Source organism: Natronolimnohabitans innermongolicus JCM 12255 (assembly GCF_000337215.1).
GTDB lineage: Archaea > Halobacteriota > Halobacteria > Halobacteriales > Natrialbaceae > Natronolimnohabitans > Natronolimnohabitans innermongolicus.
Genome location: NZ_AOHZ01000041.1, coordinates 126876 through 138934 on the forward strand (window position 1 = coordinate 126876; position 12059 = coordinate 138934).

The window sequence follows — 12059 nt, forward strand, 5'->3', positions numbered from 1 at the left end:
GGGTCCGACCGGCGCCCTTTTAGTCGTGGCTCTCGTTTCGACGACGTTCACAGGTCCCTCATGAGCAACACTGCCCCCACTCCCCCCACTGACGTACTCGGCCTCGAAAGCCCCATCGAGGCCCTCCAGTCGAGCGACGAGTTCCGCGGTCCCGTCGAACAACTCGATGGCAACCACTGCAACGATCACTTCGCGCTCCTCTACGAGGACGAGGCCGAACAGTTCGCCGCCGCAGTTCCGTTCGTTCGACAGGGACTCGAACGCGGCGAACAGTGTCTGTACGTCGTCGCCGAGAACGCGCGCACCGACGTCGAGACCGCGATGCGCGAGGGTGGCATCGACGTCGACGCGGCACTCGAGACGGGCGCGCTCGCGTTCGCGACCATCGACGAGACGTACCTTTCGAACGGGACGTTCGACGCCGACGGGATGATGGAGTACTACGAGGCGGCCGTCAACGAGGCGGCGGCGGAGTTCGGCGCGTTTCGGCTGGCCGCCGAGATGTCGTGGATCCTCGAGGGGGACGTCACGACCGAGGAGTGTATGCGCTACGAAAGCAAGGTCAACGAACTGTTCGACGAGGAAGACGCCATCGCGCTCTGTCAGTACGACCTGACGGCCTTTTCGGCGGAGACGATCTGCGACGTCGTCCGGGTGCATCCGCACCTCATCTACGACTCCACAGTCTGTCACAACTTCTACTATATCCCGCCGGAGGAGTTTTGCGGACCGGAGCGACCGGCGCGCGAACTCGAGCGGATGCTCGGAACGCTACTCGGGCGGACGGAAGCGAAGACCGAACTCCGCGAACAGGAGCGGTTCCTGCAGCAACAAACCGAAATTACGTCGGATCCGAACCGGCCGTTCGAGGAGAAACTGCAGGCGCTGTTCGACCTCGGGAGCGACCGCTTTGGACTCGAGCTCGGGGCCATCGCCCGGGTCGACCCCGATTCGGACCGGTTCGAAATCGAGTATGCGAGCGACGACCACGACCGCTTCGAACCCGGCGTTGCGCTCCCGCTGTCGGAGACCTACTGCGCGGCGACGGTCGAGCGACGGAGCGACACCGCGAGCCTGACGGATCCGATCGACGCGGGCTACGAACACGTCACCGTTCACCGGAACTTCGGTCTCGAGGCCTATCTCGGCACCCACGTCGAGGTCGAGGGCGGCGCCGACCGGACGTTCTTCTTCGCGAGCGCCGAGCCGCGGAACCGAGGCTTCTCGGACGACGAGCACACCTTCCTCCGCCTGCTGGGCCAGTGGGTCCGCTACGAACTCGAACAACACCGCCGCGAACGCGACCTCGAGCGAACGATCGATCGGCTCGAGGACTCGAACGAACGACTCGAGCGGTTCGCGTACGCCGCCAGTCACGACCTCCAGGAACCCCTTCGAATGGTGTCGACGTACCTGCAGTTAGTCGACGGCCGCACGCGCGGAACCCTCGACGAGGAGACCCGCGAGTTCCTCGCGTTCGCCGTCGACGGCGCCGAACGGATGCGCGAAATGATCGACGCGCTGCTCGCGTACTCCCGCGTCGAGACGCGCGGAACGCCCTTCGAGACGGTCGATCTGAACGACGTCCTCGACGAGGTCCTCGAGGATCTCACCTTTCGAATCGAGGAGAGCGACGCCGAGATTATCGTCGAATCACTGCCCCAGGTCGAGGGAGACAGGAGCCAACTTCGACAGGTGTTTCAGAACCTGCTCGACAACGCGATCGAATACTGCGGCGACGAGCCGCCGCAGGTGACCGTCCGCGCCGAATCGAACGGCGACGTGTGCACTATCGAGGTTCACGATCGCGGAATCGGGATCGCTCCCGAGAACACGGGTCGCGTGTTCGAAGTATTCGAACGGCTACACGACCGCACGGAGTACGACGGGACGGGAATCGGTCTCGCGCTCTGTCAGCGGATCGTCGAACGCCACGACGGTCGCATCTGGGTCGACGCCGAACTCGGCGAGGGGGCGACGTTTTCGCTCTCGCTTCCGGCGGCGTGACCGTCGGTTCTGACAGGCCGAACGAACCGCCGTGTGCCACCGATTCGACCGTGAATTCGGGACAGTCGTTCCGGGAGATCGGAACGGTGGCCCACTCCTGGTTCGGTTTTAACCACCCCGCCCGATGTGTCCTCGAGGTAGCCTCGAACGAGTGAAACGTTACTTCGACTTTAGAAACGGCTAACCGAGTATCAATCAGACGAGTAACCGAATTATAAATGCCAGTTTGCTTTTCGATCATATCCCGACCGATTCATATACGATCACCACCTGGGGTCGATATGGCGAGCGACCGAGTACGCGCACAGTCGGTTCCAGATGGGATGCCGGTTCCGTTCGATTCGACGGACAAGGTAAGCCCAACAGAGACGACCCCCGCAGTCACGGCGTCGAATGCTACAGGCAGCTGGTTGGATGCACCACGTAAACCCACGCGGTTCCGATGACACGCTCGTTCAGCAACCGCGACCGAAGCCAGAGTCGAGACGAACGGGTCGACGTCCTCTTTGGGGCTCCGGACGACGACTACGCGCGACCGTTTACCGACGCACTCGAGGCGGCGGATACCTCGGCTCGAGTGACCGTCTCCAACGACAGCGAGGCGGTACTCGAGGCGATCGCTGGGGACATCGATGCGAACGAACATCCGCGACCAGACGTCGTCGTCGTCGATCTCGAACTCTTTCGTCCGGACAGCCTCGAGCGGCTCGCGGAGTGCAGAGCTCGCCCTGAGAACCGACACGTTCCGCTTCTCGTAATCGCGGACGGGGACGAAACCGACGTCGCTCGATCGTACGAATTCGGCGCGAACGCCTACGTGGAGAAGCCAGAGGAGCCAGCCGAGTTCGCCAGTTTCGCTCGATCGTTCGGCGATTTCTGGCTCTCGACCGTTCAGCTGCCAACCAGGGACTGAAACGGCGGAAACAGCCGGAAACAGGCGGTGACTCGGCGTCGGAACCGAAACTCCCGGACCGTCGTTATTCGCTCCCGTTCTCGACGATGTCTGCCAGCACCCTTCCGATCTCCTGGTTCGTCTCCGGACTGTAGTGGCCGCCCTCGCCGCGTTCGACGTACAGCGACTCCACGTCGTCGCCGGGGTCTAGATGCCGGGCCATGTCGACCGTCTCGAGGGTGTCGTATTTCTCGTCGAGTCGGTCGACGAGGTCGCCGTAGATCGGACCGTGTTCTGACTCGTACTTCGCGTAGCGAAGCTGCTGGACCATCGCGAAGACGGGCGTGAATCCCTGTTGTTCGGCGTAGTCGACGAACTCTTCGATGAGCGCGTCGAACAGCGGTTCGTGGGTGTCGAACAGCCGCTCGTGGTAGCGCACGCGGGGCTGTTCCATCCGCAGCGCCGACTGCGTCTGGGCCTCGTCGAAGTCGACTCCCGGAATCGAGCGGCCGGCGCGGCGTTCGAGTTCCTTACCCCCAGTGATCGCGGCGTACTTGAGATACTCCGGATCGTCGAAGAGATCCGTCGTGTAGGGAAACGACGCGTAGTGGGGCTTGAACCAGTGGTCGTAGTGGAAGTCGTACTCCCGGAGGAAGTCGGCTTTCGACTCGAGGTCGAGCAGGTCTTCTTTCTCGTCGACGGGGCTGTCGATTCGCTCGAGGTCGCCGTCTTCCAGGACGTACCGCGGCTTGACGGCGAGAATGTTCCCGAACTCCTGGTAGTGTTTCCAGACGGAGAGGATTCGGGCGATCGAGGAGGCGGTGACGACCATGAAGACGTAGTCGGTCTCCTCCTCGGGGTACTGGCGCTTGAGCCGCATCAGCGACTGGTCGAGCCCGTAGTTGCCGCCGCCGTAGTTGGCGACGTGGGTGTCGAGTTCCTCGGCCATGTAGTGCTGGAACGTCTCGTCGTCGTTGACCTCTCGACAGAAACAGTAGGAGTCGCCGTACGTCGAGACGGTGACGTCGGCGTCTTCCTCCCGGTCGTTAGCCGGGCAGACCCGACTCCCGTACTCGTCGGTCGAGTAGGTGACGACCGTCCGCACCTCCTCCCCCGGAAGGTGGTCGCCGGTGTCTTTTTGTTTCTCGCGGTTCGGCTGGGGACACCAGCCGAGTTCCGGGTCGAAGCTGCTGAACTTCCCCAGCAGTTCCCGATCGATTCCGGGAAACTCCTCGGTCGCGACGGCCGGGATCCGCTTGAGCGACTGATACGAGAGTGCCTCGATAGCGATCACCAGTACGACGATCGCGATAGCGAGCACAGCGAGTGGAAGCATTCGCTCGGCGCTACCACAACGGGCGATAAGTGAATTGTGGTGTATTCACGGCCTTCAACGTGTAAGACGCGAATAATCGGGCGATTCGGTTGTCCAGTTGATGCGTACAGCGACCGTCGTCGACGTCACCGAACGACCGTTACCGGGACCGCCGAGTGTCTGACGACGACCTCCGCGACGCTCCCGAGCAGGATCCGTCTGACCCCCGAGCGGCCGCGACTGCCCATGACGACGTGGTCGATCGACTCGTTCTCGGCGAACTCGATGATTTCCTGGGCGGGAGAGCCGATCCGCGTGCGGGTCTCGAGCGGAACGTCGCGCTCTCTCGCGATCGTCTCGGGGACCGTAAGCTGCTCGTCGACGTCCTCGAAGACCTCGTCGAGTGCGGCCCGGCTCTCCTCGTCGTCTGCGCTGTTGGGGATAAACGGCAGCGCGGTCGTGTCGACGACCGTCAGCGCGACGAACTCCCCGTCGGGAAAGAGGTCGATGGCGTACTCGAGAGCGTCGTGGGCGGGCTCGGAGTCGTCGAAGGGGACGAGGACGCGTGCTGGCATGGGTACGGTTCGCTATCGGTCCACAGCAACTTCAGTATACTACCGTCGCTGGCGTCGGTCGCCGCCGGTCACAGTGCGAGGTACGGTCCGACGCCGATGAGCACGACGCCGAGTGCGACCTTCAGGCGCTCGGGATCGATCAGGTGGGCGACTTTCCAGCCCATGATCACGCCCAGCAACAGCGGGAGGCCGATGACGACCGCCAGCGGGAGGATCACGGACCCCTGCAGCGCGTAGCCGCCGGCCGCGAACGCCGCGATGAAAATCGACTGTACCTGCGCGACGGCGACGGCGAGCAACATCGGGACGCCGACCAGTACCAGCGCCGGGACGGCGAGGACGGGTCCGCCGATCCCGAGCAGACCGCTGGCGACTCCGAGTCCGAACCCGAGCCCGCCGAGGGCGAACTGTCCCTCGCGCTCGAGCGGATCGAGATCGTACAGCGGGGTGAACCCGCGGCGTTCGCGATACAGAATAATGGCGCCGACGGCCATCGAAACGCCGCCCAGCAGAACCCCGAAGAGCGTCTGCGAGACGAACGCGTTGACGTAGGCGCCGGCGACCGCACCGAGGATGCTCGAGACGGAGAGAACGAGGGCGATCGCACGGCTCTCACCCGTTTGCATCTCGCCGGAGTGGAGGTAGGCTGCACTGCCGACGAGTCCGGTGACGATGAACGTCGCGTGGGCCGTCCCGGCGACCTCGCTCGCGGTGAGCGGCGTCAGCGAGTAGAGCGCGATGGTAACGAAGATCCCGCCCGGCCCGATCGTCGTGATTCCGATCCCGGCGAAAAACGAGAGGGAGACGAGCAACAGGACCAGCGCGGGATCGAACGGAAATCCGAGCATCGGTTCGTGACACTCAGTTGTCCCCGTCGCTTCCACTAACTCTTCTGATTTCGACGCTTTCGGGTCAGCTATTGATCAAATCCGAACGCACACTCAGTCGCTCGTCAGTAACCGACGACTGAAGCCACGAAGTCGTCAGTGAACGCTCCGTTTATCGTCGAAATGAAGAATCGCCGCGGGACGTTAGATCAGGTTCACGATCGACTGCACCAGCGATTCGGCGGTGAAGATCGACGTCACGAACATCATGACGACGATGGTGGCGAACACCGCCTGCTCGAGACGCGAGGGCTCGAGGTAGTGCCGGACGGCGAAGAACAGCGCCAGCGCCGTCAGCGGCAGTCCGATGACGCCGTTGACCGCGGGCATCATGAGCGCCAGACTAACCGGGGTGAATCCGGTAAACGCGAGGATCGGAATCGCGAGCAGGACCGAGAGGCCGATCAGGAAGTGAACGGTCCGTCGGAAGTGGACGTCGCCGAACTTCGTCGAGATGCCGTACGACTGGGGCACCATGAAGCCGGCGGCGAACAGCGTCCCGGTGGCGCTGGTGAACGAGGCCGCGCCGACGGCGAGGATGAAGGCGCCGAGCACCCACGAGCCGACCATGTCGACGAGCGGATCGGCGGGAGCCAGGAACGTCAGTTCGCCGTCCGGAGAGGCGATGGCAGCGGCGATAATAACCGTGAGGCTAAGCGCGACGACGGCCGCGAGCCCGACGGTGTGGTCCTTGCGGTACCGGGAGACGTCGGACCACGACTTCTCGTGTTGCATGCTCGTCTGGATGAAGAAGTTCGGGTAGTAGACCGTCGTCCCGAGCAGCGCGATGATCATCGTCATGTACTCGAACTCGTTGATGATGCCGGGGACGAAGCCGGTCGCCACCGCACCAACCTCGGGCCCGAGATTCGCCGTGATGACGATATACGAGGCGAAGATCGCGAGGACGAGCGCCGCGATGACGCCTTCGACGCGGCTGTACACCCGCAGTTCGACGAGTGCGATCCCCAGTGCGGCCGAGATGATGATCCCGACGTACAGGTTCGAAAGCGGCGTGAGATAGATGAGTGCCGCACCCGCGAGCGCGTAGTTCGCGACGCTCCAGAACTGCATGATGAACGATATCCCTAGCGAAAACGCCTTTCCCGCCCGCTCGCCGACGGCGGAAGAGATGTACGTCATCAGCGGCTGATCGACGGCCGCCAGTCTGGCCGACATTTCGTGCATGACGAGGCCGATGCCCAGTCCGAGCGGCATGACCCACAGGAGCGCGAACCCGTACAGCATCCCCGTTTCCGTCAGAATGTACACCGATCCGGCACCGAAAATATTGGCAGCGAACAGCAGTCCGAGACCGTACTGATGAATAGTCTCCTTTGCCTGCTCGGGAACGAAGTCGACCGTCGTGTTCGCTTCCGACATTAGGATCCCACCCACCCGGTCACGTCTTGATTCGAGGTCTCCGTGGTCGTTTCTGCGACCGTCGACGCGCGAATGGCCGGTGAATCAACCTCCATCAGTTCTTTCCTGTCTCGCATATCTGTCCAATCGACCGTCTCCTGTTTCCGGAATTGGCTTGAGATGGCAATCGTTGCACAGGCCGGCCGCGCTTTTTTACCGCCGTGATATCCCCGGCTGGCTGGCTGCAATAGGCTGCAGAACCGTTTACCAGCCGCCTCGAGTAGGATGTCTATGTCCAATCGACGAACGTTTCTCGAGCGGTTCGGCTCGGAGTCGGCGGCGACGGGCGTCATCGGAGCGAACGCGCCGACGCGCGACGGCATCGGCGCCGCCGAACAGAACGAGTACAGCCCGCGTTCGACGGGCGAGTTCGACTACCCCTGGCAGTTCGTCGGCCGCCGGTCGGCCGTGATGGCCCGCAACGGAATGGTCGCGACGAGCCATCCCCTCGCCGCCCAGACCGGGGCGCGAATCCTCCAGCAGGGCGGGAACGCGGCCGACGCGGCGGTCGCCGTCGCGGTCGAACTCTCGTTCGTCGAACCCCACATGACGAGCATCGGCGGCGACGTCGTCGCGCTCACGCACTTCGACGGCGAGTTCACAGCCCTCAACGGGAGCGGCTACGCGCCCGAGAAGGCGACCGTCGAACGCTACCGGGAACTGACCGACGAGACCGACGAGGACGGCACGCCCGTCGTCCCCTCCTACGGTCCGCTTTCGGTCACCGTTCCCGGCGCGGTCGACGCCCTCTACCGACTCGCGGATCGGTACGGATCGCTCGACTTTGCCACTCTGCTCGAGCCGACGATCGATCACGCCCGGCAGGGGGTGCCGGTCACCGAGTACATCGCCTCCCAGTGGGAGGCCGCCGCGCCGCCGGTCGCCCAGTTCGACTCCTTCCGGGAGACGTTCCTCGTGGACGGGGAGACGCCGCCGCCCGAGTCCGTGTTTACCAACCGGGATCTCGCCGACTCACTCGAGCGAATCGCTCACGAGGGGATCGAGACCATGTACGGCGGGCACCTCGGCCAGCGGATCGTCAACCGCGTCCAGGAACACGGCGGCGTCCTCGAACTCGATGACCTCGAGGCCTTCGAGAGCCGGTGGAACGAGCCGATCAGCACCGAGTACCGGGGTTACGAGGTGCTCGAGCACCCGCCCAATACGATCGGCGTCGTCGCGCTCGAGGCGCTGAACATCGTCGAGAACTTCGACCTGCCCGACGAGCCGACCGATCCCGACCGTCTGCATCGGCTGATCGAGGCGATCAAGATCGCCTACGCCGACGCCGAAGAGCACCTCGGAGACCCCGACGACGCGGAGATCCCACTCGAGGAGAAGCTCTCCGAGGAGTACGCGAGCGAGCGCGCGGCCGAGATCGGCGAGACGGTCGGCGACCGGGAGCCGAAAGCCGGCGACGCCTCGAACACCGTCTACCTGACCGTCGTCGACCGCGACGGCAACGCCGTCTCGCTGCTCGGCAGTCACTACAAGCCGTTCGGGAGCGGCCTGGTCGTCGACGGCTTCACGCTGCAAAACCACGCGACCTCGTTTACCCTCGAGCCCGACGATCCGAACGTGATCGAGCCGCGAAAACGTCCCTACCACACGCTCATTCCGGCGATGCTCGCCGAAGACGGCGAGTTCCGGGCCTCCTTCGGCGTGATGGGCGGTTCGACGATGCCCCAGGGGCAACTGCAGTTGCTGGTCAACATGCTCGATTCGGGACTCAATCCGCAGGCCGCCATCGACGCGCCGCGCTTTCGCTTCGAGGAGGGCCACGAGGTCGCCCTCGAGACGACGCGGCTTCCGAAGGACGTCGTCGAAGACCTCCACGAACGGGGCCACGAGATCCGCCTCGAGTCGGAGTACTTCGAACCCGACGCCCACCACTTCGGCGGCGCGCAGTTCATCTACCGCGCCGCCGACGGCACGCTGATCGGGGGCTCGGAGCCGCGACGAGACGGGCAGGCGATCGGGTTCTGATCGATCGGGCCGAGCGAGACGGTGCAACGGACGTCGCTACCCGACACCTGCATCTGCAGGGCCCGCCGACTTGCCGAAATCGCACGATACTGATACTATACTATGGTTCGACACGTGCTGGTGCCGATCGACGACTCGGACCCCTCCGGGGACGCGATCGACCACGCCCGAGCGCAGTACGACGACGCGACGATCACGCTGGTTCACGTCCTCGAGGCCGACCATCCCTACGGACCGCCGCGGTCGGACGCCGACATCGGCGGCTTCGAGGAGTACGTCCGCGAGTTTTACGAAGACAGGGGCGACAACAACGGCGTACTCGAGCGTGCGCTGACCCTGGCGGCGGACGATCCGAACGTTCGAACTGAGCTCCGATCCGGATCGCCCGACCGCAAAATCGTCGACCTCGCCGAGGAGTCGGACGTCGACCTGATCGTCGTCGGCAGCCACGGCCGAACGGGGGCGAGTCGCGTCCTGCTCGGCAGCGTCGCCGAGAAGATCGCCCGCCGGTCGCCGGTTCCGGTGACGATCGTTCGGTGAGCAGTTCGAACGCAACGGCGCGTTCAGCGACGCATTTTCGGCTCGGTAGCGGCGGAGACGCGAACGTTTATGGGTAGTTGATGTGTCGCCAGATACGATGCCGACGTCAGAGAAGCCGTCTTTGCAGCAGTCACTCTCACCGATAATTCCGGGGAAGACTGCTACTGTGGCGTTTCTCGCGCTCGCGTTCCTCGTGGTACAATACTTTCTCAGACGTCCGCTCGCGGGATATACGACCGACTGGTTCGAGACTGGATACCCGTTTACCGTACTCGATCAGTTGCTGGCGCTCGTACTGACGCCAGTTCACGCGATACTCGACGTCCTCTTTCATCCGTGGGCCCCCGACTGGGCGTTCGTCGTGCTCACGGTCTGTTACTTCTACGCGCTCTCCCTCGTCATCGCTCGAGTCGCTGAGGGGGCTCGCGCGCGAGCGCGTACACGTGACTTTTATTAGGGCCCGGCGGCTAACCGAAAGCAGGTTTTACATGTCCCAGGAAAGCGAGTACGGCGCCGGGCAGATCCAGGTTCTGGAAGGCCTGGAGGCCGTGCGGAAACGGCCGGCGATGTACATCGGATCTACGGATTCTCGAGGGCTCCACCATCTGGTCTACGAAGTGGTGGACAACTCGATCGACGAGGCGCTGGCCGGCTACTGCGACGACATCACCGTCACCATCCACGAGGACGATTCGGTGAGCGTCGCGGACGACGGCCGCGGTATCCCCGTCGACACCCACGACGAGTACGAACGCCCCGCCCTCGAGGTCATCCTGACGGTCCTCCACGCGGGCGGCAAGTTCGACAACAAGTCCTACCAGGTCTCCGGTGGACTCCACGGCGTCGGCGTGAGCGTCGTCAACGCCCTCTCAGAGCGGCTCGAGGCGGAGGTCAAACGCGACGGCAGCGTCCATCGCCACGCCTTCGAGGGCGGCGAACCCGTTGGCGACATGCAGGAGGTCCGCGAGATGAACGCCGACGAAGAAACGGGCACGCAGGTTCGGTTCTGGCCCGATACCAGCATCTTCGAGACCGAGGGCTTCTCGTTCTCGACGCTCTCGAACCGCCTCCGAGAGCTTGCCTTCCTCAACTCCGGCGTTCGGATCACCCTCCGCGACGAACGCGAGGAGACCGACGACGGCGACGTCGTCGAAGACACCTACGAGTACGAGGGCGGCATCCGCGAGTTCGTCAAGTACTTAAACGAGACGCGCTCGGCGATGCACGACGACGTCATCTACTTCGAGGACGAAGCCCAAAACATCCAGATCGAGGTCGCGATGCAGGCCACCGAGGAACTGCAGGGCTCGATCCACGCCTTCGCGAACAATATCAACACCCGCGAGGGTGGCACTCACCTCACCGGGTTCAAGACCGCTCTGACCCGAACGGTCAACGACTACGCGAAGGACAACGACATGCTCGGCGACCTCGAGACCAACCTCAAGGGAGAGGACATCCGCGAGGGGCTTACTGCGGTCATCTCGGTCAAACACCCCGATCCACAGTTCGAGGGCCAGACAAAGACGAAACTCGGCAACAGCGAGGTGCGAGGCATCGTCGAGAGCGCGATGCACGAAGGGCTGGGCACGTACTTCGAGGAACACCCCGACACCGCCCAGGCCATCGTCACGAAGGCCGTCGAGGCCGCGAAAGCCCGCAAGGCCGCCCAAAAGGCCGAGGAGCTGACGCGCCGAAAGTCCGCCCTCGAGTCGACCTCCCTGCCGGGCAAGCTGGCTGACTGCCAGACCAAAGACCCCGAGACGGCCGAACTGTTCATCGCGGAGGGTGACTCCGCCGGCGGCAGCGCCAAACAGGCCCGTGACCCCGAGTTCCAGGCCGTCCTCCCCATCAAAGGGAAGATCCTGAACGTCGAGAAACACCGGTTGGATCGCATCCTCGAGAACGACGAGATTCGGAACATGATCACCGCGATCGGCGCGGGGATCGGCGACGAGTTCGACGTCGAGGACGTCCGCTACAAGAAGATCATCATGGCGACCGACGCCGACGTCGACGGCGCCCACATCCGGACGCTCATGCTCACGTTCTTCTACCGGCACATGCGGCCGCTGCTCGAGGGTGGCTACGTCTACGCGACCCAGCCGCCGCTGTACCGCATCCGCTATCGCGGCGAGACCTACGACGCGATGACCGACACCGAGCGCGACGAGATCGTCGCGGAGAAGTGCGACGGCAATCCCTCGCAGGTCCAGCGGTTCAAGGGACTCGGCGAGATGAATCCCGAGCAGCTCTGGGAGACGACGATGAACCCCGACAACCGCATCCTCAAACAGATCACGGTCGAGGACGCGGCCGCGGCGGACAAGATGTTCTCGGTCCTGATGGGCGATGCGGTCGAACCGCGAAAGCAGTTCATCAAGGAAAACGCGCCCGAGGCGGAATGGATCGACATATAAGCTGGTGAGGTAGTT

General features: G+C 63.8%; 10 protein-coding genes. 6 read left to right on the plus strand and 4 right to left on the minus strand.

All coding sequences use genetic code 11. The annotated features are described in order from the left end of the window. The first annotated feature begins 60 nt into the window (after positions 1-60). Together C493_RS08325 and C493_RS08330 are read left to right on the plus strand one after the other, a co-directional pair. Positions 61-2007 carry an MEDS domain-containing protein gene (locus tag C493_RS08325; protein WP_007258989.1) on the plus strand — a complete coding sequence of 649 codons (1947 nt, stop codon included), beginning with the start codon at positions 61-63 and terminating at the stop codon, positions 2005-2007. Positions 2008-2449: 442 nt separating this feature from the next. Further along, positions 2450-2920, plus strand: coding sequence for a response regulator (locus C493_RS08330; protein WP_007258990.1), 471 nt, complete (start codon positions 2450-2452; stop codon positions 2918-2920). 64 nt (positions 2921-2984) lie between these two features. On the opposite strand, the gene C493_RS08335 is transcribed toward C493_RS08330, so the two are convergent. From C493_RS08335 to C493_RS08350, 4 genes are all read right to left on the minus strand, one after another. After that, positions 2985-4235, minus strand: coding sequence for a hypothetical protein (locus tag C493_RS08335; RefSeq protein WP_007258991.1), 1251 nt, complete (start codon positions 4233-4235; stop codon positions 2985-2987). A 125-nt stretch (positions 4236-4360) separates the two neighbouring features. Then, positions 4361-4789 carry a universal stress protein gene (locus C493_RS08340; RefSeq protein ID WP_007258992.1) on the minus strand — a complete coding sequence of 143 codons (429 nt, stop codon included), beginning with the start codon at positions 4787-4789 and terminating at the stop codon, positions 4361-4363. A 68-nt stretch (positions 4790-4857) separates the two neighbouring features. Beyond that, positions 4858-5637 carry a sulfite exporter TauE/SafE family protein gene (locus tag C493_RS08345; RefSeq protein WP_049889228.1) on the minus strand — a complete coding sequence of 260 codons (780 nt, stop codon included), beginning with the start codon at positions 5635-5637 and terminating at the stop codon, positions 4858-4860. A 183-nt stretch (positions 5638-5820) separates the two neighbouring features. Further along, the gene (locus C493_RS08350) at positions 5821-7059 is read right to left on the minus strand and encodes an NRAMP family divalent metal transporter (protein WP_007258994.1); all 1239 of its coding nucleotides are present in this window, start codon (positions 7057-7059) and stop codon (positions 5821-5823) included. A 270-nt stretch (positions 7060-7329) separates the two neighbouring features. On the opposite strand from C493_RS08350, the gene ggt reads away from it, so the two are divergent. From ggt to gyrB, 4 genes are all read left to right on the plus strand, one after another. Continuing rightward, the gene (ggt, locus tag C493_RS08355; RefSeq protein ID WP_007258995.1) at positions 7330-9084 is read left to right on the plus strand and encodes a gamma-glutamyltransferase; all 1755 of its coding nucleotides are present in this window, start codon (positions 7330-7332) and stop codon (positions 9082-9084) included. 102 nt (positions 9085-9186) lie between these two features. Then, positions 9187-9624, plus strand: a complete 438-nt coding sequence (locus C493_RS08360) for a universal stress protein (RefSeq protein ID WP_007258996.1) — start codon at positions 9187-9189, stop codon at positions 9622-9624. Between the two features lie 97 nt (positions 9625-9721). Further along, the gene (locus C493_RS08365; protein WP_241430889.1) at positions 9722-10081 is read left to right on the plus strand and encodes a hypothetical protein; all 360 of its coding nucleotides are present in this window, start codon (positions 9722-9724) and stop codon (positions 10079-10081) included. A 31-nt stretch (positions 10082-10112) separates the two neighbouring features. Continuing rightward, positions 10113-12044: a DNA topoisomerase (ATP-hydrolyzing) subunit B gene (gene gyrB / locus C493_RS08370; protein WP_007258998.1), complete on the plus strand. Its 1932-nt coding sequence runs from the start codon at positions 10113-10115 to the stop codon at positions 12042-12044. The last annotated feature ends 15 nt before the right edge of the window (positions 12045-12059 follow it).

Coding starts and splice junctions, on each gene's coding strand:
- C493_RS08330 (WP_007258990.1), top strand. CDS start 2,450: ATGACACGCTCGTTCAGCAACCGCGACCGAAGCCAGAGTCGAGACGAA.
- C493_RS08345 (WP_049889228.1), bottom strand. CDS start 5,637: ATGCTCGGATTTCCGTTCGATCCCGCGCTGGTCCTGTTGCTCGTCTCC.
- gyrB (WP_007258998.1), top strand. CDS start 10,113: ATGTCCCAGGAAAGCGAGTACGGCGCCGGGCAGATCCAGGTTCTGGAA.
- C493_RS08335 (WP_007258991.1), bottom strand. CDS start 4,235: ATGCTTCCACTCGCTGTGCTCGCTATCGCGATCGTCGTACTGGTGATC.
- ggt (WP_007258995.1), top strand. CDS start 7,330: ATGTCCAATCGACGAACGTTTCTCGAGCGGTTCGGCTCGGAGTCGGCG.
- C493_RS08340 (WP_007258992.1), bottom strand. CDS start 4,789: ATGCCAGCACGCGTCCTCGTCCCCTTCGACGACTCCGAGCCCGCCCAC.
- C493_RS08360 (WP_007258996.1), top strand. CDS start 9,187: ATGGTTCGACACGTGCTGGTGCCGATCGACGACTCGGACCCCTCCGGG.
- C493_RS08350 (WP_007258994.1), bottom strand. CDS start 7,059: ATGTCGGAAGCGAACACGACGGTCGACTTCGTTCCCGAGCAGGCAAAG.
- C493_RS08365 (WP_241430889.1), top strand. CDS start 9,722: ATGCCGACGTCAGAGAAGCCGTCTTTGCAGCAGTCACTCTCACCGATA.
- C493_RS08325 (WP_007258989.1), top strand. CDS start 61: ATGAGCAACACTGCCCCCACTCCCCCCACTGACGTACTCGGCCTCGAA.